This is a genomic window from Phaeovulum sp. W22_SRMD_FR3, from assembly GCF_052113705.1.
Lineage (GTDB): Bacteria > Pseudomonadota > Alphaproteobacteria > Rhodobacterales > Rhodobacteraceae > JBGQOG01.
Genome location: NZ_JBGQOG010000002.1, coordinates 164,921 through 190,434, shown reverse-complemented (window position 1 = coordinate 190,434; position 25,514 = coordinate 164,921). Strand labels below are relative to the sequence as shown.

The 25,514-nt window shown below is 64.7% G+C and carries 21 protein-coding genes and 1 tRNA gene; 6 read left to right on the top strand and 16 right to left on the bottom strand.

Annotation, left to right across the window (positions count from 1 at the left end):
• Nucleotides 1-12: 12 nt before the first annotated feature.
• Complete coding sequence (gene leuC / locus ACEN2S_RS03175) at nt 13-1,431, bottom strand: 3-isopropylmalate dehydratase large subunit (RefSeq protein WP_441862277.1); 1,419 nt, start codon at nt 1,429-1,431, stop codon at nt 13-15.
• Nucleotides 1,432-1,751: 320 nt separating this feature from the next.
• On the opposite strand from leuC, the gene rsfS reads away from it, so the two are divergent.
• The 6 genes from rsfS (at nt 1,752) to ACEN2S_RS03145 (ending at nt 7,296) form a co-directional block, all read left to right on the top strand.
• On the top strand, nt 1,752-2,171 hold the full coding sequence (gene rsfS / locus ACEN2S_RS03170) for a ribosome silencing factor (protein WP_441862909.1): 420 nt from the start codon (nt 1,752-1,754) through the stop codon (nt 2,169-2,171).
• A complete protein-coding gene (rlmH, locus tag ACEN2S_RS03165) occupies nt 2,171-2,641 on the top strand; it encodes a 23S rRNA (pseudouridine(1915)-N(3))-methyltransferase RlmH (protein WP_441862275.1) in 471 nt (156 codons plus the stop codon). Before rsfS ends, rlmH begins: the two co-directional genes overlap by 1 nt.
• Nucleotides 2,642-2,703: 62 nt before the next feature.
• Nucleotides 2,704-4,227: a 2,3-bisphosphoglycerate-independent phosphoglycerate mutase gene (gene gpmI / locus ACEN2S_RS03160; protein ID WP_441862272.1), complete on the top strand. Its 1,524-nt coding sequence runs from the start codon at nt 2,704-2,706 to the stop codon at nt 4,225-4,227.
• The gene (locus ACEN2S_RS03155) at nt 4,224-5,384 is read left to right on the top strand and encodes a murein hydrolase activator EnvC family protein (RefSeq protein ID WP_441862269.1); all 1,161 of its coding nucleotides are present in this window, start codon (nt 4,224-4,226) and stop codon (nt 5,382-5,384) included. Before gpmI ends, ACEN2S_RS03155 begins: the two co-directional genes overlap by 4 nt.
• A gap of 3 nt (nt 5,385-5,387) precedes the next feature.
• Nucleotides 5,388-6,734, top strand: coding sequence for a S41 family peptidase (locus ACEN2S_RS03150; RefSeq protein ID WP_441862266.1), 1,347 nt, complete (start codon nt 5,388-5,390; stop codon nt 6,732-6,734).
• Nucleotides 6,735-6,798: 64 nt separating this feature from the next.
• Nucleotides 6,799-7,296, top strand: a complete 498-nt coding sequence (locus ACEN2S_RS03145) for an RNA pyrophosphohydrolase (protein WP_441862263.1) — start codon at nt 6,799-6,801, stop codon at nt 7,294-7,296.
• Between the two features lie 60 nt (nt 7,297-7,356).
• Here ACEN2S_RS03145 and nadC read toward each other — a convergent pair whose 3' ends face one another.
• The 15 genes from nadC to ACEN2S_RS03070 all read right to left on the bottom strand — a co-directional run bounded on the left by nadC (nt 7,357) and on the right by ACEN2S_RS03070 (nt 25,504).
• Complete coding sequence (gene nadC / locus ACEN2S_RS03140; protein ID WP_441862260.1) at nt 7,357-8,193, bottom strand: carboxylating nicotinate-nucleotide diphosphorylase; 837 nt, start codon at nt 8,191-8,193, stop codon at nt 7,357-7,359.
• Nucleotides 8,183-9,781, bottom strand: coding sequence for an L-aspartate oxidase (locus tag ACEN2S_RS03135; RefSeq protein ID WP_441862257.1), 1,599 nt, complete (start codon nt 9,779-9,781; stop codon nt 8,183-8,185). Before ACEN2S_RS03135 ends, nadC begins: the two co-directional genes overlap by 11 nt.
• Nucleotides 9,778-10,830: a quinolinate synthase NadA gene (gene nadA, locus ACEN2S_RS03130; RefSeq protein ID WP_441862254.1), complete on the bottom strand. Its 1,053-nt coding sequence runs from the start codon at nt 10,828-10,830 to the stop codon at nt 9,778-9,780. Before nadA ends, ACEN2S_RS03135 begins: the two co-directional genes overlap by 4 nt.
• 142 nt (nt 10,831-10,972) lie before the next feature.
• Nucleotides 10,973-12,052, bottom strand: coding sequence for a bifunctional transcriptional activator/DNA repair enzyme AdaA (locus ACEN2S_RS03125; protein WP_441862252.1), 1,080 nt, complete (start codon nt 12,050-12,052; stop codon nt 10,973-10,975).
• A 78-nt stretch (nt 12,053-12,130) separates the two neighbouring features.
• Nucleotides 12,131-12,982: a tryptophan 2,3-dioxygenase gene (kynA, locus tag ACEN2S_RS03120; RefSeq protein ID WP_441862249.1), complete on the bottom strand. Its 852-nt coding sequence runs from the start codon at nt 12,980-12,982 to the stop codon at nt 12,131-12,133.
• Between the two features lie 42 nt (nt 12,983-13,024).
• Complete coding sequence (locus ACEN2S_RS03115; protein WP_441862246.1) at nt 13,025-13,174, bottom strand: hypothetical protein; 150 nt, start codon at nt 13,172-13,174, stop codon at nt 13,025-13,027.
• Nucleotides 13,174-14,367, bottom strand: coding sequence for a kynureninase (kynU, locus tag ACEN2S_RS03110; RefSeq protein WP_441862244.1), 1,194 nt, complete (start codon nt 14,365-14,367; stop codon nt 13,174-13,176). Before kynU ends, ACEN2S_RS03115 begins: the two co-directional genes overlap by 1 nt.
• Before the next feature lie 121 nt (nt 14,368-14,488).
• Nucleotides 14,489-15,337 (bottom strand): SMP-30/gluconolactonase/LRE family protein, encoded by an 849-nt coding sequence (locus ACEN2S_RS03105; RefSeq protein ID WP_441862241.1) that lies wholly within the window; start codon nt 15,335-15,337, stop codon nt 14,489-14,491.
• Between the two features lie 91 nt (nt 15,338-15,428).
• Nucleotides 15,429-17,045: a DUF4139 domain-containing protein gene (locus tag ACEN2S_RS03100; RefSeq protein WP_441862238.1), complete on the bottom strand. Its 1,617-nt coding sequence runs from the start codon at nt 17,043-17,045 to the stop codon at nt 15,429-15,431.
• Nucleotides 17,046-17,172: 127 nt separating this feature from the next.
• A complete protein-coding gene (locus tag ACEN2S_RS03095) occupies nt 17,173-18,195 on the bottom strand; it encodes an aspartate-semialdehyde dehydrogenase (RefSeq protein WP_441862235.1) in 1,023 nt (340 codons plus the stop codon).
• Between the two features lie 92 nt (nt 18,196-18,287).
• On the bottom strand, nt 18,288-18,905 hold the full coding sequence (locus tag ACEN2S_RS03090; RefSeq protein WP_441862232.1) for a glycosyltransferase family 29 protein: 618 nt from the start codon (nt 18,903-18,905) through the stop codon (nt 18,288-18,290).
• Entirely contained in the window at nt 18,902-19,954 is a 1,053-nt protein-coding gene (locus tag ACEN2S_RS03085) for a glycosyltransferase family 4 protein (protein ID WP_441862230.1), read from the bottom strand. The genes ACEN2S_RS03090 and ACEN2S_RS03085 overlap by 4 nt, the downstream gene beginning before the upstream one ends.
• Before the next feature lie 61 nt (nt 19,955-20,015).
• Nucleotides 20,016-20,852 carry a hypothetical protein gene (locus ACEN2S_RS03080; RefSeq protein ID WP_441862228.1) on the bottom strand — a complete coding sequence of 279 codons (837 nt, stop codon included), beginning with the start codon at nt 20,850-20,852 and terminating at the stop codon, nt 20,016-20,018.
• 135 nt (nt 20,853-20,987) lie between these two features.
• Entirely contained in the window at nt 20,988-25,283 is a 4,296-nt protein-coding gene (locus ACEN2S_RS03075) for a beta strand repeat-containing protein (protein WP_441862225.1), read from the bottom strand.
• 145 nt (nt 25,284-25,428) lie between these two features.
• Nucleotides 25,429-25,504 (bottom strand) — tRNA-Thr (locus tag ACEN2S_RS03070).
• Nucleotides 25,505-25,514: the final 10 nt, after the last annotated feature.

The following is a 25,514-nucleotide window of genomic DNA, read 5'->3' as shown; positions in this document are numbered from 1 at the left end:
CACAGGCGCTCCTTATGCGAATTCACGGATGTCGGTCAGATGACCGGTGACCGCAGCAGCAGCTGCCATCGCGGGGCTGAGCAGATGCGTGCGACCGCCGCGGCCCTGACGCCCTTCAAAGTTGCGGTTCGAGGTCGCGGCACAGCGCTCGCCCGGTTGCAGCTGATCGGGGTTCATCGCCAGACACATCGAGCAGCCCGCCAGACGCCATTCGAACCCCGCATCGATGAAGATCTGCGCCAGACCCTCTTCTTCGGCCTGTGCGCGCACGAGGCCGGAGCCCGGCACCACCATCGCCCGCATGCCGTCCTTGATCTTTTTACCTTTCAGCACTTCGGCTGCGGCGCGCAGATCTTCGATCCGGCCATTGGTGCAGGAGCCGATGAAGACGGTGTCGATCTTGATGTCGGTCAGTTTCTGACCCGGCACCAGACCCATGTATTCCAGCGCGCGTTTGGCGGCCTCAACCTTGCCACCGGTGAAATCTTCCGGCGCGGGCACGGTCGCGGTGATCGGCAGCACGTCCTCGGGCGAGGTGCCCCAGGTCACGACCGGCGCGATGTCTTCGCCCTTCAGGGTGATCACCTTGTCGAAATGCGCGCCTTCGTCGGTGAAGAGCGTTTTCCAATAGCTGACGGCGGCTTCCCATTGTGCGCCCTTCGGCGCATGCGGACGGCCCATGCAATAGGCATAGGTTTTCTCATCCGGCGCGATCAGACCGGCGCGGGCGCCGCCTTCGATCGCCATGTTGCAAACGGTCATCCGGCCTTCCATCGACAGATCGCGGATCGCTTCGCCGCAATATTCGATGACATAGCCGGTGCCGCCCGCGGTGCCCGTCTCGCCGATCACCGAGAGGGTGATGTCCTTGGCGGTGACGCCCGGACGCAGCTTGCCGGTGATTTCCACCTTCATGTTCTTGGATTTCTTCTGGATCAGCGTCTGCGTCGCCAGAACATGCTCCACTTCCGAGGTGCCGATGCCATGCGCCAGCGCGCCAAAGGCGCCATGCGTCGCGGTATGGCTGTCACCGCAGACCACGGTCATGCCCGGCAGGGTCCAGCCCTGTTCCGGGCCGACGATGTGCACGATGCCCTGACGGACATCCGACACCGGATAGTAATGCACGCCGAAATCCTTGGCGTTCTTGTCGAGCGCTTCCACCTGGATGCGGCTTTCCTCGTTCTCGATCCCCTTGGCGCGGTCGAGCGTGGTCGGCACGTTGTGATCCGGCACCGCAATGGTTTTCTCCGGGGCGCGCACTTTGCGACCGGTCATCCGCAGCCCTTCAAAGGCCTGCGGGCTGGTCACTTCATGCACCAGATGGCGGTCGATGTAGAGCAGGCAGGTGCCGTCGGCATCTTCATGCGCCACATGGGCATCCCAGATTTTATCATACAGGGTCTTCGGACCCGAAGCTTGAGCGGTCATGGCTCTCTCTCACAGATAGCTGATGGAAGAATTGGTCTGTTGCGGCGGCCCGAAACGGGTCGCGGGGACAGAGAATCAAAGTCGCGCGAGGACCGACCGGTTCTCGCGGGTGAACCGCTGAGGCAGTCTGGCGTGATCCTGTATGTCGAAAAAGCGCATCATGAGCGGTCTCATACGCCTGAATCGCCCCTCTGGCAAGGATTGGCGCGTTTTCCGCTTGGCCCGGCCGCGGTTTCTTGAGATTTAGCCGCCCTGATGTTACCTTTGACACATGCCCCGCGCCGGGGCCTTGGCGGCGCGCAACACCGGAGGACCATGTCCTGTCCCAAACTCAACCCGCAGCCGGTCTACAGGCTGTATCGGCGGCACCTATGAACAACAAAGTTCAAGGCGCCGAAAATGACGTGACCAGTGAAGAGCTTTTGCAACTCATCCTTGCGTCGCTTGAAGATGACAAAGCCGAGGAGATCGTCACCATCGATCTGCGCGGTCGTTCATCCATGGGCGATTACATGGTGATCTGCTCGGGCCGTTCTTCGCGGCAGGTGGGGGCCATCGCGGAAAAGCTGATGGACCGTCTGAAGCAAGATCACGGTCGGACCTGCAAAATCGAAGGCAAAGAGCAAGGCGACTGGGTGCTGATCGACAGTGCCGATGTCATCGTCCACGTCTTCCGCCCGGAAGTGCGCGAGTTCTACCAGCTCGAGAAAATGTGGATGCCGGGCGCAGGCCAGGCCTGATGAAAGTCACGATCTGCGCGGTCGGCCGGCTTCGTGCCGGCCCCGAGCTGACGTTGATCTCCGATTACCTTGACCGGTTCGGCAAAACGGGGCGGGCGCATAGCCTTGGCCCCGCCGCTGTCGTTGAGGTCGAGGATAAAAAGAACGCCGGCATGGGGGCGGAAGCGGTTCTACTCGAACGCGCCATCCCCGCCGGTGCCCTGATCTGCACATTGGACGAGCGCGGCAGTCTGATGAGCTCGCCGGAGTTTGCCCACAAGATCGCCGATTGGCGCGATGGCGGGCGGCAGGATCTGGCCTTTGTCATCGGCGGCGCCGACGGGATCGACCCCGGCCTGCGGGCGAAGGCGGATTTCTCGCTCAGTTTCGGCCGCATGGTCTGGCCGCATATGATGGTGCGGGTGATGCTTGCCGAACAGATCTACCGTGCCGCTCAAATTCTCGCGGGGACCCCCTATCACCGGGTCTAGCGCGGTTGCCGCGCGCCCCGCAGGCGCGTAGTAAAGGGGCCAAAGCAGCAGTGGAGGCCCCGATGACCCATCCGAAACCCGTGGTTCTGTGCATTCTGGATGGCTGGGGCGAACGCGCCGAAACCGTCGGCAATGCCCCCGCGCTGGCCCATACCCCCACCATCGACAAGATCTGGGCGACCTGCCCGAAATCCACGCTGATCACCTATGGCCCCGATGTCGGCCTGCCCACCGGGCAGATGGGCAATTCCGAGGTGGGCCATATGAACATTGGCGCGGGCCGGGTGGTGGCGATGGATCTGGGCGCCATCGACCTCGCGATCGAGGATGGCTCGTTTTACAAGAATGAGGCGATGCTCGGCTTTATCGCCAGCCTGAAGGCCTCGGGCGGCACCGCGCATCTGATGGGCGTGGTCTCGGATGGCGGCGTGCATGGCCATATCGTGCATGTGCTGGCCGCCGCCCGCGCGATTGCCGATGCGGGCGTGCCGGTGGTGCTGCATGCGATCACCGATGGCCGCGATGTGGCCCCCTCCTCTGCCGGTGATTTCATCGCGCAGGTGGTGGCGGGCCTGCCGCAGGGCGCGCGCATCGGCACGGTGATCGGCCGCTATTGGGCGATGGACCGCGACACCCGCTGGGACCGCGTCAGCCGCGCCTATGACGCGATGGTCAAGGCCGAGGGCGAACGCGCCGAAGATGCCGCCACCGCTGTCGCGCAAAGCTATGCCCGCGGCGAGACCGATGAATTCATCGCCCCCACCGTCATCGACGGCTACACCGGCGCAAAGGATGGCGACGGTTTCTTCTGCCTGAATTTCCGTGCCGACCGCGCGCGCGAGATCCTCTCGGCTCTGGGTGCGCCGGGGTTTGACGGCTTTCCCACCGGCACCCGCCCCGCTTGGGCCGCAATGCTGGGCATGGTGGATTACTCCACCGCGCATTCGGAATTCATGAGCACCGCCTATCCGAAAAGCAATGTGGTCAACACCTTGGGCGAATGGGTGGCCAAGAAGGGCCTGACCCAGTTCCGCCTGGCCGAGACCGAGAAATATCCGCATGTCACCTTCTTCCTGAACGGCGGCAAGGAAACCCCGGAAGTGGGCGAAGACCGTTTCATGCCGAAATCGCCGAAAGTGGCGACCTATGATCTGCAGCCGGAAATGTCGGCGCCCGAGGTGACCGAGCAGTTCATCAAGGCGATCGAGCATGGCTATGACCTGATCGTGGTGAACTATGCCAACCCCGATATGGTCGGCCATACCGGCGTGGTCGAGGCCGGGATCAAGGCCTGTGAAGAGATCGACCGCGATCTGACACGCGTGCTGGTGGCGCTGGAAAAGGCGGGCGGGGCGATGATCCTCACCGCCGATCACGGCAATTGCGAAACGATGATTGACCCCGAAACCGGCGGCCCGCACACCGCGCATACCACCAATCCGGTGCCGGTCGCGCTGATCGGCGGCCCAGCGCATGTCAAACTGCGGCCCGGCCGTCTGGCCGATCTGGCCCCAACGCTGTTGCAGCTGATGGGCCTTGATCTGCCGCCGGAAATGACCGGCACCTCGCTGATCGAGCCCGCATGATCCGCAGTCTGACCCCGCTTCGGGCGCTGCCGCTGGCGCTCTGTCTGCTCTCCTCTCCCGTTCTGGCGGGGGAGGCTTCCGAGATTGCGCTGCGGGCCGCTGAGGATCTGCGCGCCTCGGTTGACGCGCTCGATTCCGCCAAAAGCGCCAAGGACCGGGTGACCGCCCTGACCGAAACCATCCGCGCCTATGAAACCGGCCTTGGCGCCCTGCGCGACGGTTTGCGCCGCGCCGCGATCCGCGAGACGGAAATCAGCGGCGTTTACGACGCCAAGCGCGAAGAGGTGGGGCGCCTGCTCGCCGTGATGTCGACGATCCAGCAATCCGACGGGCCGCTCTTGCTCCTGCATCCGTCGGGGGCCTTGGGGACGGCGCGGTCGGGGATGGTGCTCTCCTCGGTGACCCCGGCCTTGCAGGCCGAGGCGCAGAAAATGCGCGCCGATCTGCAGGAAATTTCCGATCTGCGCGCATTGCAGCAAAATGCCGCCAAGACGCTCTCGGCGGGGCTATCCTCGGTGCAGGCGGCGCGCACCGCGCTGAGCCAGGCCGTGGCCGACCGCACCGATCTGCCGCAACGCTATCTGGAAGAGCCGGAAGAGCTGCGCGCCCTCGTGGAACATGCTGACACGCTGGACAGCTTTGCCACCGATCTGTCCGAGCTCGATACCGACATCGGCGCGCCGATGGCCGATTTCGAGGGGGCCAAGGGCAGCTTGCGCCTGCCGGTCATGGGCAGCGTTCTGCGCCGCGCGGGCGAGGCGGATGCGGCGGGCATTCGCCGCCCCGGTCTGGTGATCGCCACGGCGCCCGCCGCGCTGGTCACCGCGCCCTGGCCCGCCACCATCCGCTACCGCGGGCCCTTGCTCGACTACGAAAACGTGATGATCGTTGAGCCCGCAGAGGGCTATCTTCTGGTTCTGGCGGGGCTCGGCACTGTCTATGGTGATACCGGAGATGTGGTCCCGGCGGGCGCACCTTTGGGGTTGATGGGCGGGGCGGAACCCAGTGCCGAGGAATTTGGCACCGGATTTGTCGCCGCCGCCGCAGAAGGTGGTAGCGCCGGACGGACGGAAACGCTTTATTTGGAACTGCGCGTGGGCAAGGATCCGGTGGACCCGGCCGAATGGTTCACTGAGACAAAGGACAATCAGGGATAACCGATGAAGAAATTCGTATTGGCCGCTTTGGGCGGTACCGTGGCCGGGGTTCTGATCTCGACGCAAATCGCCGCCCCGCTGATCGCGCAAGAGGCGGACAAACCGGCTTCGGTCTATCAACAACTCGATCTCTTCGGCGATATTTTCGAGCGCATCCGCGCCGATTACGTCGAGCCGGTGGATGAGAAAAAGCTGATCGAAGCCGCGATCAACGGCATGCTGACCTCGCTTGATCCGCATTCCTCCTACCTGCCGCCCGATGATTACGATGACATGCGGGTGCAGACGCGCGGTACTTTTGGCGGCCTCGGCATCGAGGTGACGCAAGAAGAGGGCTTTATCAAGGTCGTCTCGCCGATGGACGGCACCCCGGCGGCGGAAGCGGGCATCGAATCCGGTGATTTCATCACCCAGGTCGACGGCGAAAGCCTGATGGGGCTGACGCTGGATCAGGCGGTCGAAAAGATGCGCGGGCCGGTCGGCTCGGAGCTGACCATCACCGTCGTGCGCGAAGGCACCACCGAGCCGTTTGACGTGACGCTGACCCGCGACACCATCAAACTGACCGCCGTGAAGGGTCGCCTTGAGGGCAAGACCGCCGTGCTGCGGATCACCACCTTCAACGACCAGACCTATCCCAACCTCGAAGACAGCCTGAAAAAGGCCGTCGATGAGGCGGGCGGGCTGGACAAGATCAACGGCGTCGTCCTCGATCTGCGCAACAACCCCGGCGGGCTGCTGACGCAGGCGATCAAGGTCTCGGATGCTTTCCTCGACAAGGGCGAGATCGTCTCGACCCGCGGCCGGAACCCCGAGGACAGCGAGCGCTACAACGCCACCGCGGGCGATCTGGCCAAGGGCAAGCCGATTGTCGTGCTGATCAACGGCGGTTCGGCCTCGGCCTCCGAGATTGTCACCGGCGCGCTGCAGGATCATCACCGGGCGGTGGTGGTGGGCACCAAGAGCTTTGGCAAAGGCTCGGTGCAGACCATCATGCCGATCCAGGGCGATGGCGCGATGCGGCTGACCACGGCACGCTATTACACGCCCTCGGGCCGCTCGATTCAGGCGCTTGGGATTGCGCCCGACATCACCGTGCAGCAACCGGCGAAAGCGCCGGACACCGAGACCGAGGATAGCGCCACCCCGCCGGCAAGCCGGTCGGAGGCCGATCTGCGCGGCGCGATCACCAATGACTCGATGACCGAGGATGAAAAGGCGCAGGCCGCCGCCGAGATTGCCGCCGCGGAAGAGGCCGCCAAGCTGCGTCAGGACGATTATCAGCTGGCCTATGCGATCGACATTCTCAAAGGTCTCTCGACCATTGAAGGCGAAAAGACCGGCGAGTGATCGCAGGTTCCACATCAGACTGCGGGGGGCCAATGGCCCCCCTTTTTCACTCCGGAGACCGACAATGACCCCCGAAGAGCTTGCTGCTTTGCCCTATCGCCCCTGTGTCGGGGTGGTGCTGATCAACGCCGAAGGCGCGATTTTCGCCGGGCAGCGCATCGACAACGGCGGCACTGGCAGCCCCGCCTGGCAGATGCCGCAGGGCGGGATTGACGAGGGCGAAAAGCCCCGCGCCGCGGCGCTGCGCGAGCTTTGGGAAGAAACCGGCGTCACCGAGAATCTGGTGGAATTTGTCGCCAAGACCGAAGACTGGGTCACCTATGATCTGCCGCCGGAGTTGCTGGGCAAGGTCTGGAAGGGCAAATACCGGGGCCAGCGGCAGAAATGGTTCCTCTACCGTTTCACCGGGACAGATGCGCAGGTGAACATCGCCACCGACCATCCCGAATTTGCGGCCTGGCGCTGGGTTGGCGCCGATGAGCTGCTGGCCAGCATCGTGCCCTTCAAACGTGCCGTCTATGACACGGTGGTGGCGGCTTTTGCCGATCACCTGAAGCGTTGATTTTCAGATTACTGAAAATACCCGAAAATCAGAAGTAATTTTCAGATCAATATCTTGGCCTCAGAAATCGAGGCCAAGATCCAGGGTTTGTGCCGAATGCGTCAGCGCTCCCGATGAGATGTAATCCACCCCGGTTGCCGCCACTTCCGCGATCCGCCCGAGTTTCATATTGCCCGAGGCTTCGGTGACAATCCGGCCCTTGGCCAGCGCCACCGCCCGGATCAGCGTCGGCGTGTCCATGTTATCGAGCAGCACAACATCAGCGCCGCCAATCGCCAGCACCTCTTCCAGCTGATCCAGCCGGTCCACCTCAATCTCGATCCGCATCATATGCGAGCGCGCGGCCTTGGCAGCCTCCAGTACCGCCGCAATTCCGCCTGCGGCGGCAATGTGATTGTCCTTGATCAGGATCGCATCCGACAGGCCATAGCGGTGGTTCGACCCGCCGCCGTGCAGCACCGCCATCTTTTCCACCGCGCGCAGACCCGGCGTGGTTTTGCGGGTGCAGGTAATCCGCGTCGCGGTGCCGCGCGTCTCGGCGACAAAGGCCGCCGTCAATGTGGCAATCCCGGTCAGCCGCCCGGCAAAGTTCAGCGCCACCCGCTCCGCCATCAGGATCGAGGCGGCGGAACCTTCGATGGTCATCAGCACATCGCCAGCGCCGCAGGGCTGACCATCGGCAATCAGGGTCTCCACCTTCAGGCCCGCATCCACCAGACGAAAGGCCATCGCGGCGATCTGCATCCCCGAGACCACCCCCGCCTCGCGCGCGTTCAGCCGCGCGGTATAGCGCAGATGCGCCGGGATCACCGCCCTTGTGGTGGCATCGCCCATCGGCGCCAGATCCTCGACCAGAGCCGCACGGACGAGGGGTTCGAGGATCAGGTCAGGCAACATCGGCGGTCTCCGAAACGGCAGCGGCGCGGATTTCCAGCGCCCGCGCAAGGGTGAAATGCGAGCGCTGCGCCAGCGCCGGATCGGCGGCAGGGTAATCGCTTCGGAAATGTCCGCCCCGGCTTTCGTGGCGGGCCAAAGCGGCGGCGGTGATCAGCGTGGCGGTGGCAGTCATGTTGCGGAAGGCCTCACAGGCGCCGCCCGCCGCCTCCAGCGCGGCGATGTTCGCCAAAGCGCGGGTCAGCCCGGCGCCATGGCGTACGACGCCCACATCATTGCTCATCATCACCCGCAACTCTGCCACCAGCGCCGGATCGGGCTGGCTGCCGCCTGCGGGGAAATCGAGCACCACCGGCGCACTCGGCACCTCCACGCCCAGCGCGGCAGCAATGTCGAGCGCGCAGATGCGGCCATAGACCAGCGCCTCCAACAGCCCGTTGGAGGCCAGACGGTTGGCCCCGTGCAGGCCGGTCGAGGAGGCTTCGCCGCAAACCCAAAGCCCGACGAGGCTGGCGCGGCCCTGACGGTCGGTCTCGATCCCGCCCATATGGTAATGCGCGGCGGCAGCGACCGGGATCGGCTCGGTCACCGGATTGATGCCCGCGCGGGTGCAGGCCTCGGCCACCGCCGGAAAGCGGGTCATCACCTCGGCCCCCAAGGCGGCGCGGGTGTCCAGCGCAGGACGGCGCCCGGCCTGATATTCGGCAAAGATCGCCCGGGCGACGATGTCGCGCGGCGCGAGTTCGGCATCGGGATGCAGCGCCAGCATGAAGCGCTCGCCCGCCGCGTTGATCAGCGTGGCGCCTTCACCGCGCAAAGCTTCGGTCGCCAAAGGGGCCGGATCCTCACCGCTGGCAATCGCTGTCGGGTGGAACTGCACCATCTCGGCATCGGCAATCACCGCGCCTGCGCGTGCCGCCATGCCGATCACCTGACCCCGGATGCGCGGCGGATTGGTGGTCACCGCATAGAGCCCGCCCGAGCCGCCGCCCGCCAGCAGCACCGCCGCCCCGCGCAGCAGGATCCGGCCGGAAGGCTGATCGGCCCGCTCGACCCACAATCCGGTGACGCGGCCCTCGGTGACCTCAAGCCCGGAGGCGAGAACCCCTTCGGCCACCTGAATGCTGGCGGTATCGCGTACCGCCTCGATCAAGGCCTGCATGATCTCACGCCCGGCCTGATCGCCCTTGACCCGCACAACGCGGGCCTGCGAATGCGCGGCTTCGCGCGAGAGGACATAGCCGCCATCCGGCGCACGATCAAACGGCGTGCCAAGATCGGTGAGGTTGAGGATATGCGCCCGCGCCTCGGCGGTGACCATCTCGGCGACGCTCGCGTCCACCGTCCCCGCCCCGGCGCGCACCGTATCGGCAGCATGCGCGGTAGAGGTATCCGAGGCGGCCATTGCCGCCGCCACCCCGCCCTGCGCCCAGGCCGAGGACGCCCCGGTGCCCAAAGCCTCGGGTGAGATCACCAGCACCGGCCGCGGGGCCAGTTTCAGCGCGGCATAAAGCGCGCCCAGACCCGCACCGACAATGATCACCCGTCCGGTGTCAACCACCGGGCCGCCCGCCGCCAGGGGGGCGTTCATCCCGCGATCTTCCGGCTGAGGTCGATCATCCGCTGCACCGCGATCCGGGCTTTGGCGGCAACCTCAAGATCAACCACCACTTCCTGGCTCATCGTGTGCAGCGACCACAGGATCTTCTCCAGCGTGATCTTTTTCATATAGGGGCACATCATGCAGGGGCCGACGAAATCCACCCCCGGCAGCTCATCCGCGATGTTCGAGGCCATCGAGCATTCGGTGACGAGCATCGCCGATTTCGGCTGATGCTTGTGCACATAGTCGATGATGCCGGAGGTCGAGCCGGAGAAATCCGCCTCGGCCACCACATCGGGCGGGCATTCGGGATGCGCGATGATGCGGGTTTCGGGGTTGAACTTGCGGAAATCGCGCAGGTCCTGCGGGGTGAACTGCTCATGCACGATGCACGAGCCCTCCCACCAGACCACGTTCTTTTGCGGCACCATCTTGGCCACGTTCTGCGCCAGATATTGGTCGGGCGTCATGATCACCGTGTCGCCCTCCATCGCCGCCACGATCTGCGCGGCATTGGACGAGGTGCAGCAGATGTCCGAGGCGGCTTTTACCTCCGCGGTGGTGTTCACATAGGAAACCACCGGCGCGCCGGGATATTTCGCCCGCATCTCGGCAATCCCCGCAGCGGTGATGGATTCCGCCAGCGAACAGCCCGCTTCCATATCCGGGATCAGCACGGTTTTGGCAGGGTTCAGGATTTTCGAGGTTTCGGCCATGAAATGCACACCGCATTGCACAATGACGTCCGCCTCGACTTCCGTCGCCTTGATGGCGAGTTGCAGGCTGTCGCCCACCACATCGGCGACGCCGTGGAAAATCTCGGGCGTCATGTAATTATGCGCAAGGATCACGGCGTTCCGCTCGGCCTTGAGCCGGTTGATCGCAATGACATAGGGGGCATAGCGCGCCCAATCCGCGAAGGGCACCACCCGGTCCATTCGGGCGTGAATGTCGCGCGTGGCCTCGGCGGCCTCCACCGACGGGGCCAGATCATAGGCCTCGGCCAAAGATCCGCGCATCGAAGCGATGTCCAGCATGGGTACCTCCCCCTGACTGTAGCAGCCCCAGCACTGGCTGCAGGCTGCATGTAAGGGCTGGAGGGGCAGAGTTAAATCAAAAAGTCGTATCTGCCTTGGAAAATATGACGGTAATACGTCAAGAGGCACTGCGAGGCTGGGGTTAGCGCGAACAAATACTGGCTTTACTTGCCGTAGCGTAATGTCGCTCCAGCTCAATCAGCTTTTGCTTGCGCCAGAGGCCGCCGCCATAGCCGGTCAGCGTGCCATCGGCACCGATCACCCTGTGGCAGGGAATGATCAGCGCGATCTGATTGGCACCATTGGCGCGCGCCACCGCCCGGCTAGCCCCGGGCTGGCCCATCTCGGCGGCCAATTGGCCATAGCTGCGGGTTTCCCCTGCAGGAATGCGCAGCAGGCGCTGCCAGACCTCGCGGGTGAACGGCGTGCCGTGCATCACCAGCGGAACAGTGAAATCCGCGCTGTCTCCGGCGAAAAATGCCGCGAGTTCTGCGGCGAGCAGGTCATGCACGGGCGTGCGCCCGATCCCCAGATCACCCTTGCAGGCCGCGAGCAGGCGCTTCAGCTCACCGGGCAGCGCCGGACGGTCGATGAATTCCAGCAGGTGCAGCGCGCGGGCATCACACACCGCCAGCATCGGCCCCAGCGGCGTTTGCAACCAATCGGCGCGCAGCAATCCGGGGCTGGCAAAGCGCCCCGGCGCCTGCCCCAACAGCCGGGCAAAGGCGGCCCGAAAGGCGGCAGGTGAGTCAAATCCCGCCTCCTGCTGCGCCTCGATCACCTTGGCGCCTTCGGAGAGCGCCTCAAACCCCTCGCCGATCCGTCGCAGTCGGGCGAGATCCAGAAAGGTCAGGCCAAACTGGCGTTTGAACGCCCGCCGCACGGTCGAGGGATCATATCCCCGGCGGATCACGTCCTCCTCGCTCCAGCGGTGGTCGGGGTCATCCTCCAGCGCCGCCAGAAGAGCCGCCACCGCCCGATCGGCCTGTGCCGAGGGGGCCAGCGGATGGCAGCGTTTGCAGGGGCGGAACCCCGCCTCCAGACAGGCGGCGATACTGTCGAAAAAGCTGCAATTGGCAGCAAGCGGTTTGCGCGCCGGACAGGTCAGACGGCAAAACACGCCGGTGGTGCGGACACAGACATAGGCCCGGCCCTCATAGGCCGGATCGCGGGCGAGGAGGGCGGCGTAGAGCACCTCCGACGGGGGAAGATCGAACAACATGCGCCACCCTAGCGCGGGCGGCCCCGCCCTGCCGCCCGAAATCGGGCGTCTATTTCAGATTTTCCGCCCGCCGCCCGGTCAGAGCGTGGTGCGCAGATGCCAAAGCTCGGGGAAAAGCTCGACCTCAAGCATCCGGCGCAGATAGCTGACCCCGGCGGTACCGCCCGTGCCGCGTTTGAAACCGATCACCCGCTCGACCGTGGTGACATGGTTGAAGCGCCAGCGGCGGAAGTAATCCTCAAAATCCACCAGTTTCTCGGCCAGCTCATAGGCCTCCCAATGGGTCTCGGGCGCGCGGTAGACGGTTTCCCAGACCGCCTGCACCCCGGCATCCGCCGCCCAGGGCTGCGCCAGATCGCGGCTCAGCACCGCTTCGGGCACCGGCAGCCCGGCGCGGGCCAGATGCCGCAGGGCCTCGTCATAGAGCGAGGGCCGGGCCAGCTCGGCCTGCAACAGCGCCAAAAGATCGGGCCGGTGCTCATGCGGGCGCAGCATCGCGGCATTGCGGTTGCCGACCGCATATTCGATCAGCCGGTATTGCCAGGACTGAAAGCCCGAGCTTTGCCCCAGCCCGTCACGGAAGGTGGTGTAATCGCTGGGCGTCATCGTGCGCAGCACATCCCAGGCCGAATTCAGCTGCTCAAAGATCCGCGCCACGCGGGAGAGCATCTTGAAGCTCTCGCGCAGCCGGTCGCCCGCAATCGCACGGCGGGCGGCGTCCAGCTCATGCAGCGCCAGCCGCATCCACAGCTCCGAGGTCTGGTGCTGGATGATGAACAGCATCTCATCATGCGCGCCGGTGCGCAGATGCTGGGCGTTCAGGATGGTGTCGATCTGCAGGTAATCGCCATAGGACATCCGGTCCTTGAACGACATTTCAGCGCCCTCGCGGGCGGGATCATAGGCGGTATGCGGGCATTTCTCGGTCATCAGGACCTCCTCCGGAGCAATTTTCCCCGGCAGGAGCCGGGATCAGGCGGGCAGCATCGCGCCGCCCTGCCGCGCCAGAACCGACATCTGGCCGATCTTGCGCCAATGGCAGATCCAGCCCGCCACCGCACAAAGCGGCCGGTCGCCGGTGGCCTCGAAAAGGCCGGGCAGGGGCAATCCCACAGCCCGCATCAGGTCACCCGCGCCCGGGTTTTGAACTCGGGCCGGTCCCAGAGCGCGTCGCGCATCACCTCGGCGATGATCGCCACCGCCATGTCGACATCTTCGCTGTTGATATACAGCGGGGTAAAGCCAAAGCGCAGGATATCGGGGGCGCGGAAATCCCCCACCACCCCTTCGGCAATCAGCGCCTGCATGATCGCATAGCCCTCGGGGTGGCGGAAACTGACCTGGCTGCCGCGTTCGTCATGCGCGCGCGGCGTGGCGAGGACCAGCTCCGGGCAGGCGGCCTCGACCCCGGCGATGAAACGATCCCCCAATGCCAGCGAGACGCGGCGGATATCGGCCATTTCGACCCCGTCCCAGACATTCAGCGCCGCCTCGAGCGCCGCCAGTTGCAGGATCGGCGGCGTGCCCACCCGCATCCGCTCAATCCCGCGCCCGGGGCGGTAGCTGGGCTCAAAGGCAAAGGGCGCCTCATGCCCCAGCCAGCCGGACAGCGCCGGGCGCGCCCGCTCGGCATGGCGCGGGGCGACATAGATGAAGGCGGGGCCGCCCGGGCCGGAATTGAGGTATTTATAGGTGCAACCTACCCCGAAATCGGCCCCGCCCGCCGCCAGCTCCACCGGCAAAGCCCCCGCCGAATGCGCAAGGTCCCAGACCGCCAGCGCCCCCACCTCATGCGCCCGCGCGGTCAACGCCTTCATGTCGTGCCGGCGGCCCGTGCGGTAATCCACCTCGGTGATCATCATCACCGCCACGCTGTCATCCAGCGCCTCCATCACCTCTTCGGGTGCCACAACACGCAGGGCATAATCCGGCCCCAGACTGCGACAAAGCCCCTCGGCCATGTAAAGATCCGAGGGGAAATTGCCGCTGTCCGAGAGGATCACCCGCCGCTCCGGCACCATCTCCAGCGCCGAGGCCAGCGCCTGATAGACCTTGATCGACAGCGTATCGCCCATCACCACCGTGCCCGGCTCGGCGCCGATCAGGCGGGCGATGCGGTCGCCGATGCGGCTGGGCTGCTCCATCCAGCCGGCCTTGTTCCAGCCGGTGATCAGCATCTGCCCCCATTCCTCGGTCACGCACCGCGCGACCCGCGCCGCCGCCGCCCGCGGCAAAGGCCCCAGTGAATTGCCATCGAGATAGATGACCCCCTCGGGCAGATCAAACTGGGCGCGGGTTTCGGCGAAATCGGTCACGGGCATTCTCCTTGCTGCCTCTGCCCGGAAAAACCGGCCGCAGAGAGGGCGAGATTTTCACGCCCCCGGCGCGGCTTCAAGGGCTTTGCGCGGGCCCGCACAGCATAACGTCGCGCCGCCCTCAGCCCAGTACCACCTGCGGCTCGGCCCGTCCGCGCAAATCGGGGGCTGTGAGGCGATAGGTGCAGCCCACCCCGGCGCCCTTGTCCCCCACCGCGGCGGTGGTCACAAACAGCTGGTCAAACGCCGCGCCGCCAAAAGCAGGGCATGAGCTTTGCCCGGCAGGCAGGCTGAGCGCGCGCAGGAAATTGCCCGCCGCGTCATAGCAGGCGACGCGGCCCGCGCCCCATTGCGCATTCCACAGATTGCCCGCCGCATCGGTCACCGCGCCATCGGGATAAATCCCCTCAGGCGCCAGATCGCGGAAGAGCTGCGGCGCGCCCTCGGGCCAGCCCGCGGCATCAAGGCGCTGCCGCCAGATTTTCTGCGCATCCGTGTCGGCATAATAGGCGCAGCTTCGGTCCGGCGCGAAACAGATCGCATTTGAAATGGTGATCTCCGGGACGATCCGGCGCAATTCACCGCCGAAATAGCGGTAGATCGACCCCGCCTGCGGCTGCGCGCCCTTGCCCATCGTGCCGATCCAGAAGCCACCCCAGGGATCGGCGCGGCCATCGTTGGAACGCGTCACCGGGTTCTCTGCCTCCAGCGCACAAAGGTCGCTGCGGCTGCCGGTGATCAGGTCAAACCGGAACAAAGCGGTTTCCGAGGCGATCAGCAGCGTGTCGGCATCAATCCAGCCCGCCGCCGAGCACATCTCGGTCATCTGCCACTCCTGCGGGCCGTCTTCGGTCCGGGTCAGCAACTTGCAGTTCAGAATGTCGAACCAAAAGAACTGCTGCCGCAGCGGATGCCAAAAGGCGCCTTCGCCCAGCGCACAGATGCGGTCGTCAAAGAGAATATCGGTCATGGCTTCCTGCAGGTTGCGGGTATTTCCGGCAGTCTAGCCGAGCCGTCGGGGCGCGTCACCCGGCGCGCCCCGGTCCGTGGTCGAAATCCTGTTATTGCAGGACTTTACCGCTGGGCCAGCTCAGCGTGGTCTCGATGCTGATCTCTTGCGTCTCGCCGGCGGCGATCTCGCTCTCCCAGGCCAGCACCCCTTTTTGATCTTTCACATCCGTCTCGGTCGCCGCAGGGCTGGCGGTGTAGGAGATGCTCAGATCTTCCTGTTCCGAATAGGGCACCTGATCCAGCACATAGAGCGGCCAGCTTTCTTGCGTCAGGTTCTCAACCTTGATCTGCACCATTTCGGTCTTTTGGTTCGATTTGCTGATGATGCCCCGGTCGCCTTCGTTGTTGCTGACCGTGCGGGTCAGCCGCAGCCCGTCGATCGGGCCAAAGCCCAAGGTCATTTCGGCCCCGGCCGCCGTCAGCGGCAGATCGGTCGCGCCCACCAGCGCCCCATCGGCAAAGAGCATGGCCCGGCCCGGCAGCAACACCTCGCCGCTGGAGTTTTTGGTCAGCGCGGTCAGATAGGCGGTCATGTCGCGCGCGGGCACCGCTTCGGCGCGGATCTGCGGCGCAAGCGTCACCTGATCGAGCGCCAGCCGCAGACCATCCACCCCATCGCGCAGATCAACCGGCGTGGCGTAGTGATAGGTCAGCGTCGCGCCCATCATCTCGGCGCTGCCAGCGGAAACCACCGCCGGCGCGGCCTCCATCGCCATGTCAGAGCGCAGCGCCTTGGGCGACGGGGCGGCGTCATAGGCCACGGGCGGCATCGGATCGCCAATGCGCCGCAGGTCCGGCCAGAGCATGCCCGGCGCCGATTGGTCCGAGGGGCGGGCGGTGGAGAGCACCAGATCAACCCCGCGCCAATCCTCGCCCGAGTTCTGCGACACGGTCACACCCCGGTCCAGCGTCAGGCTGGGGTTGTCACCGCGCGTCAGCCGCAGGTCATAGACGGGGGCCCAGCTGGCCGCATCCGTGTAGCTGGTGATCGAGAAGGTGGTCGGCCCCTGCCCTTCCACGCCCAGCGCCAGCACCTCTTTCTCGGCATCCGCCTCCTGCAGCGCGGCCAGGGCCTGCTCGGCGGCTTTCAGCGCGTCCTGATCCGCCTCCTGCGCCCGTTTCATCGTCTGCGCCTCGGCCTCGGCCGCCAGTTTGGCCTGACCCAGTTCCAGCGCCTGACTGCCCATCATGGCGGCCAGCGCCTGCATCTGCGCCGGGTCCGCCGCTGTGCCCGTGCTCAGGTTGCGCAGAAAGGCCAGCTGCTCCTCGGCGGCTTTGGCTTTCAGCTCGACGGCGGCGATGGCCTGATCGCTTGTGCGAAGCACCTCTTTCAGCCGGTCAATCTCGGCTTTGGCGGCGGTGACCTCGGCGCTCTCGGGACGCTCGGTCACCGGCAGACGGTCACTCATCAGGGTCATCGTGCTCAGCGTCACCCCGCCGGTGCCCGCCACCCGCAGCGAGGAAGGATCGGTGTTGGCGGGCAGGCCTGGAATCAGCAGCTGATGCGCGCCGGGGGTCAGATCAAGGCTGACCTCCCGGGTAACGCTGGCGCCCCAGGGATAGAGCGTGACCTGCGAAATCTTGGCCTCCGCCTCAATCGTGTCGGCCAAAGCGGTCAGCGGGAAAGCAGCGGGAACAAGGGCAAGGGAAAACAAGAACGGGCGCATGGAAATTCTCCTCCGGGTTGCGGCGCAGCATCCCATGAGGGCGCGGAAACGCAAGAGGGCACCCGCCGGGGTGCCCTCACGTTCGCGCCAGTCGGCTGTGATCTGCCGATGGGTCCGGACCGGCCGGTCAGCCCTTTTTCAGGCAGCGGTTGCCCAAAGTCTCGGCGATCTGCACCGCGTTCAGGGCAGCACCCTTGCGCAGGTTGTCCGACACGCACCACATGTTCAGACCATTCTCGATGGTGCTGTCGGTGCGGATGCGGCTGATATAGGTGGCGTAATCGCCCACGCATTCCACCGGGGTGATGTAACCGCCGTTTTCACGCTTATCGATCACCATGATCCCCGGCGATTCACGCAAGATGTCACGGGCTTCGTCTTCGTCGAGGAATTCCTCAAACTCGATGTTCAGCGCCTCGGAATGGCCGACAAACACCGGCACCCGCACGCAGGTGGCCGTGACCTTGATCGCCTTGTCGAGGATCTTCTTGGTCTCGGCGACCATCTTCCATTCTTCCTTGGTCGAGCCATCGTCCAGGAAAACGTCGATATGCGGGATCACGTTGAAGGCGATCTGCTTGGTGAATTTCTTCGGCGCGACCTCCTGCCCCGGCACATACATGCCTTTGGTCTGGTCCCAGAGCTCGTCAATGCCTTCCTTGCCCGCACCCGACACCGACTGATAGGTCGAGACGACCACGCGCTTGATCCGTGCACGGTCATGCAGCGGCTTCAGCGCCACCACCATCTGCGCGGTCGAGCAGTTGGGGTTCGCGATGATCATCTTGTTTTTATATTGCTCCACGGCTTCCGGGTTCACTTCCGGCACCACCAGCGGGATCTGCGGATCATAGCGGTAGAGCGAGGAGTTATCGATGACAACGCAGCCCTGGCTGGCGCAGATTGGCGCGTATTTCGCCGTGGCTTCCGAACCGATGGCGAAGAGCGCGATGTCCCAACCGGTGAAATCGAAACCTTCGATGTCCTTGGTCTTCAGGGTCTTGTCGCCAAAGCTGACTTCGGTGCCGAGCGAGCGGCGCGAGGCCAGAGCCACAATTTCATCGACCGGGAATTCCCGTTCGGCGAGGATATTCAGCATTTCGCGACCCACGTTCCCCGTGGCGCCGGCGATGACGACCTTATAGCCCATGAGAGCCTCCATTCAGACAGAACGAGGCCCCATACCGCACCGACCGCCGAAGGGGAAGGCAATTCGCCTTTTTTTCCGGGCGGTGGTGGGGGTCAGCGGGTCAGGGTCAGCCGGGAATCGGCCTCTGTCACCGCGCTGACAAAGGCGGCCTCGGCGGCGAAATCATGCGGCACATCGCCCGCCGTGCGGCGGCCGGAGAGCGAGAGTGAGGCCATGAAGTCAAAACCAAAGAGCGTCAGCCGGGCCAGTTCTGACCGCATCAGAAGATCAATCAAGACAACGCCGGTGGTGGGCGGTGCGCCCATCCTGTCCGCCATCACGCGATAGTCCGCGAGGGGATGCAGATAAAACCCCGGTGAGGTGGCGGTGGCGTAATCCAGACGCTTGCGCTTGTGCGACATCCACAGATAGCGCCCCGCCGAAATCCGGGCGCGGTCTGCAGCGCCCAGCGCGGTGGCCAGCGCCAGCCAGTCGGTGCGTGTTCCATGTGAAACAGCGGCTGGCATCGGCGCGCGGTTGATGCGGATCACCAGATCGGCGGCATCAATCGCCGCGCCATGGCTGCTCTCGGCCAAGGCGCGGGCATTGCCGACCAGCGCCACGGATTTCCCCCGCAGATCCGCCAACAACGCCGCCTGCGGCACCGAGAGCGCCGCCAAGGGCGCTTCGCGCCGCAGGGTCCGGGCGAGGAGGAATCCGGCTCTGTTCATGCCAAAAGCTGCCGGTAGATGGCGATCAGCTGCGCCGCCTCGCCCTCGATGGCATGGTTGGTGGCCACATGGTCACGGGCCAGCGCGCGGGCCGAGGCCAGACGCGCGCGGTCGTCGATCCAGTCCCGCAAGGCATCGGTCAGCGCCGGGGCGTCATCTGCGGGTACCAGCGCGCCCACCTCCGGCCGGATCAGCGCCTCAAAGGCGCCTACGCGCGCGGCCACCACCGGCACGCCGCAGGCCATCGCCTCCAGCGGCGTCAGGCCGAACCCCTCCCAGCGGGCGGGGGCGACGAAAAGATCCAGCGCCTGATAATGCCGGACCACATCCTCCCAGGGCAGCTCGCCCAGAAACCGCACCCGGTCGGCCAGACCCGCCGCCGTCAGCTGCGCCATCAGATCGGCGTGAAAGCCACGGTGCTCCTCGGTCACCCGACCGGTAAAGATGATCTGCACATCCGGGCGCGCGGGCAGCAGCTCCAGCGCCGCCGCGACCAGGAGATCCACCCCCTTTTGCGCCCGCACCCGGCCAAAGCAGCCCAGGATCACCGCATGTTCATCAAGCCCCAGATCACGGCGGAGCGCGGCGCGGTCCGCCACGGGATGAAAAATCTCGGTATCCACCCCATGCATCACCACGGTGGCGGGCACTTCCAGATAGCCCGCCGCCTGCGGCGTTGTGGCCACCACCGCCTCTTGCTGGCGGATCAGCCATTTGGTCAGGCTTTTGTGGTGCCGCTGCGCCGCCGAGGTGAACATCAGCCTGAGCTTGCGGCGGAAGAGATGCCGCAGGATCAGCCCCAGCACCATTTCCGTGTTGCGCCGCGCATGCCAGACCCGCCAGCGGTTGCGCGGCAGCGCAAACATTTGGCCGAGCGAGACATGCGGCAAGTCCGGCGGCAGGCCCGGCCCGGTGGTCGCAATGCCGATCTCGCGCGCCATCACCGGCACCAGCCGTACGACCGTCGTCGTCACCCCCGAGAGGCGCTTTTTCAGATTGGGCGCGATCACCTCGGTGGCGGTGATCTGGGCTGAGGTCAGCTCGGGCATCGGTTTCTCCGGTTTTTTCCCTTGCTAGCGCAAAGCGCCGCCAGCCGAAAGCCGCCGCGGCTTAGGGCTGCGCCGGATCGCCACCCCGGATCGCACTCAGCGGCGGCGCGGGTTCTGGCGCGACGGGCTCGGTGACGGCGGGGGCCACCGGACGCTCGGGTCCGATGAAGGGCGAGGTGGCGGGCAGATCGCTGCCCGGCATGCTGCCCATGGTCGCGGGCACGCCGGAGGCCAGACTGCCATCGGGCATCTCTGCCGCCGCCGGTGCTGCCACCACCGCGGCTCCTTCGGCACCATTGTCAGAACAGACATAAACCGCACCCCCGACAGCCACGGCAGAAACCGCCGCAGCCGTCAGCACGGCGGGGGCTGACAAGGTGCTCATCGCCGACACCCCAAGGCCCGCCAATTGCTCGCCCAACAGCTGGCCCGAGCCGTTCAGCACCACCGCGCCAGACGGCGTCATCACCGCCCGCAGCCCCGCCCCGGTGGCGAAATCGGCCGCGTTGCCGCTGATCCGAGCCGCCGCGCGTTTGGAAGCATTCACCCGCTCACACACGCTTTTTGACGGGGTTTTGCAGATCAGATAGGCGTCCCGCTCGCCCTCGGCATAGCCGATATAGGTCTTTTCCTTGCGGTCCCATTGCAGACAGAACGGCCCCCGCTCGGCATCGGTCAGTTCGGGCGTCAGCACCCGCAGACTGACCAGCCCGGGACAGGTGATCGCGCCCCGGTCGCCCAGCAACCGCTCGCGCCGCGACTGCGCATCCTTGAGCGCGGCATTCTCCGGGTCATAGACAAAGCTCTGGCTGGTACCGCGGATCGACGTGTCACAAGACACGAGATCTGCCCGCGCCGGAACTGCCGTCAGCCAGATCCCGAAAAGGGCCAGCCCCATCTTGCCTGTCCTGCGCATCCGAACCCCGCGAAAACCCTGCCCTCTCTTAACTCCCGGCAGGGCAAGGCGCATCCCCCGACAATTGCCCGCCCGGCGCCGCAGCACCGGACGGGCGGCTTTCTGCCGATCGGCCTGTCAGAGATAGAAATCCGCCGATGTCAGGATATGGCTGCCCGCCAGCAGGACCGCGAAATCCGCCACCCGATCGCCGTCGACATCCCCGGAGATCAGCGTCCCGCCAGCATAGACCTGATAGCGCAACTCCCCCGCCGCCCCGTTGAAACCATCGGTGCCGATGAAGCTGAAGGCCTGGTTGCCCGTGTTCAGCGTGTCGGCGTCGATATTGGTCAGCACGATCCGGTCATAGGCCTCGTTGAAATTCTCAATCCGGTCATATGCCCCGGCACGAGAATCCTCTACGCTGTTGAAAACAAAGGCGTCGTATCCCGTATCCAGACCGCCGTCCAAGGTATCCTGCCCCAGGCCACCGATCAGCGTGTCGCTGCCCTGTCCGGCCCGCAGCACATTGTCGCGGTCATTCCCCGTCATCTCGTTGTTCAGATCATTGCCGAAGCCGCTGGTCGCCGTGCCCACCAGCGTCAGATGCTCGACATTGTCCCGCAGCGTCAGGCTCACCTCACTGATGATCCTGTCGTAGCCGCTGCTGCTTTCCTCGGTGACGACATCCGAAGCAGTATCGACATAATAGACATCATTGCCCGCGCCGCCGATCATCGTATCGGCCCCGGTGCCGCCGTTCAGCGTGTCATCACCCGCCGAACCCCGCAGCGTGTCACTCCCGCCGCCGCCGATCAGTTCAAAATCGGTATAGGTTGAGGTGCTGCCGCTGTTCCAGCCGATGATATCCCCGACCGCCGTGCCTTCCACGATCTCGATCGAGTTGTTCAGGATCGTGTCATTGCCTTCGCCGGTGATCACCCCGGTCGCCAGATTGACGTTGACGCCGCCGGTCGTGAGATGGGCATAGCTGATCATGTCACGGCCATAGCCGCCGTCGATCACGTCATTGCCGCCGTTGCCATAGAGCGTGTCATCGCCATAACCGCCGCTGATGGTGTCGTTGCCGCCACCGCCGTAAATCAGGTTGTTGCCGCTGTTGCCACCAAGCGAATCCGCATAGGCGCTGCCCACGATATCCTCAAAGCCGCTGACCGTGTCGGTACCATTGGCGGAGGTGAACGTCGCGGTGGAGTAATTGTCCAGCGTGCCGCTGACCCCGGAGGCATTGTCCGAGAAGTTCAGCCTGTCGGTGCCATTGCCCCCCACCAGACTGTCAGATCCGTTGCCCCCGAGAATATTGTCATCGCCATCACCACCAAGGATCGTGTCCGCGCCCGCATAGCCGCGCAGCAGGTTGTTGACGCTGTTGCCGGTGATCGCATTGGCGCCGGCATTGCCGGAACCGCTGATGTTGTTCAGGCCGGTCAGGGTCAGGTTTTCGATGTCCACGTCGCTCAGCGCGAAGGACACCGACGATTGCACCAGATCAGTGCCCTCTCCGGCCAGCTCACTCAGCACATCCGCGGCAGAGGTCACCACATAGGTGTCGTTCCCCGCGCCACCAAACAGCCGGTTCGCCCCCGCGCCGCCGATCAGCACATCCGCGCCGTCCCCGCCGCGCAGGGTGTCGTTGCCGCCACCACCTTCAAAGGTTTCATCGGCGACGGAGCCCACGAGGCTGTCGCCGTAATTCGTGCCGATGATCCACTCAAAATTGCTCAGCGTGTCGGTGCCGGTGGCGTTGCCCTGAATGGTGCCCGCGATGTTGCCGCGGATGGCCGCTCCGGCGCCGGAATAATCCGCCACATCGATATCGACATAGGAAGAGGAATAATTGACGCCGCCATCCATGGTGTCATTGCCCGCGCCGCCGATCAGCGTGTCGCTGCCAAAGCCGCCCTGCAACAGATCGTTGCCAGCCCCGCCGTCAAACAGGTTGTTGAGCGACCGGCTGTAATTCCCATCTGAAATCCGGTCGCCATAGCCGCTGCCGATGATCGCCTCGATGTCATCGAGCGCATCGCTGCCTTCCGCACCATTGCCGCTGCTGGACGTGCCGCCATAATAGCTCTGGTTCAACGCCACGGTCACAGCTGAGGTGGCGGATGCAAAGCTGACGGTGTCAAACCCGGCGCCACCATCAATGGTGTCATTGCCGCCGCGGCCGATGATCACATTGTCACCGCCGTCCCCGGTCAGGTCGTCGCCGTAATTCGATCCCCAGATGTTCTCGAACCCGCTCAGCACATCGGTGCGCCCGTTCAGCAGCCCGCTGCCCGAGCTCAGATCGACACTGACCCCTTGGGTGGCTGCGGTGTAGGACACAGTATCAACACCAAAACCACCGATCAGCGTGTCACCGCCCCCGATCCCCTGAATGACGTTGTTGCCAATGTTGCCCTGAATGACATTGGCCAGCGCATTCCCGGTGCCCGAAATATTCCGCGAGCCCATCAGGGACAGATTCTCGATATTCGCCCCCGAGGCCGCGCTCAGGCTGAAACTGACCGTGCTTTCGATACCATCAGTACCGGCATTGGCAGCTTCAACGATCACATCCCCGCCGCTGTCGACGCGGTAGATATCGTTGCCGGTGCCGCCCTGCAGCGTATCCACCCCCGCCCCGCCGTCCAGCGTGTCATCGCCCGCGCCGCCGTAAAGCCGGTCATTGGAAACCAGCGCCCCGACCGACACGGTCTGCACGGTCGAGATATAGCTGGAGGCGCCGTCGTTCAGCAGCAGCCGCGCCTCAATCTGGTTGGTGCCGCCGCTGCTCAGGCCCGGAATCGTGTAGGAATATTGCAGACCAAACGGCGTCTGGGTCAGCTGTGCGGCGCTGAGCGTGGTCAGCAATGTGCCGTTGCGCCAGATCTGCAGGCCCGCCACATCGGCCAGATTGACCTGCGAGTTCAGCAAACCGGCGGTCAGATCCGCGGGGTCGACCACATCAATGGCGGAATCATTGGCGCGCCCGTCATCCAGAGCATCCAGAACATCGTAGTAGCTGCCCGCCCCGGCGCTGATGCCCAAAGCCCGGATGGTGGCATTGATCCCGTCCGGATCCCGCAGCTGATTGAGATAGCTCGCGTAGGGCGTGCCATCTGGCTGCCCGTCCGACAGGAAGAAGACAAAGTTGTTGCCCTCCGGCGTGGTGTTGAAGAAATCCACCGCATTGCCCAGCGGGTTGGCATAATTGGTGCCACCCGACGCCAGAAGATCACGCGCGGCCTCGATCACATCGGCAACGCCATCGCCATTGGTGTCCGAGGTGCCCGTGCCGACGGTCGAGACTTCGCTGTAGCTGTCAAACGGAATCAACGCGATGCGGACATTGTCGCCCAGACCGGCGGCATTGATCGACGCGACCAGCGCCTCAAACGACGCAATCGCCGCGTCAAGGTTGGTGTTGGCCACCCCGTCGCCGTTGCGGTCGCCGACAGTCGCGCCGCTGAAAGCATCGGCCATGCTTCCCGAAACATCCAGAACGAAGGCAAGGTTGAACGTGCCGCCATCCAGGGTCGAGTTGTTGACATAGCCCGACACGGTGGTGCTGTTGCCCGCCGTCACCTCGGGCAGGGTCATCGACAGGGTGATCGGCTCGGCCGGATCCTGCGGCGAGGGCGCGCTGACCGTGGTGGTCACGAATGAGGCACCGGCATCGCCGATCAGCCAGTCATCCCCGGCATTGCCATTGATCACGTCATGCCCATTGCCGCCCCGGATCGTATCGTCACCGCCATAGCCCGACAGCGTGTCATTGCCACGGCCACCGATGATGACATTGTCAGAGCCGTTGCCGATGCCGGTGAAATTGCTGCCCCCGACATAGGTCAGATTCTCGACCTCATTCGCCAGCGTGTGGCTGGACAAGGCGGTCTGCACCCGGTCAATCCCGCCTCCGGCCACCTCGAACACGCGGTCGTATTGCGAATTGACGATGTAGACATCATCGCCGCTGCCGCCAACCATACTGTCATTGCCGCCGCCGCCATCCAGCGTGTCATTCCCCTGATAGCCGAAGAGCCGGTCGTTGCCCGCGCCGCCATAGAGCGCATCATTGCCCTCATACCCACGCAGGGTCTCGGCCGCGCCCGTGCCGGTGACCGTGTCGCCGCCCGCCAGCAAGCCACGCAGGTCATCATTGCTCATCGCCGTTTCGAACTGGTCAAAGCCCCAGCCCAATGCGCTCAGGGTCACGTTGCGCAGGCCGCCATCGGAATGGGTCAGGCCCGAGATGGTGCCCGAGACCGGCAGGCCGCCGCTCAGCACGAACGCGCCGTAAATCACCAGTGCTTCGGAACCCAACCGATAGGTGATTGAGGTGCTTGTGGCGGTAACGGTGCCAAAGGCAAAATCGCCCAGATGCAGATTGGCAATATCGTAAGCGCGGTTGAGAGCAATGCGGGACATAATACCACCCATGAAGGCTGCGAAAATCGCCCTCACTTTGTCGGTGCTGCCTGAAAAAGTCGAGTCAGGTGTTCCCGACCCTTCCGCATGATCGCGCACAAATGTTTGCCCCGAAGGGCAAGGCAATCTTCGCGAAAAAGGGAAGTGGTGCCGCTGAAGGGACTCGAACCCCCGACCCCATCATTACGAATGACGTGCTCTACCAGCTGAGCTACAGCGGCCTGGTGGCGG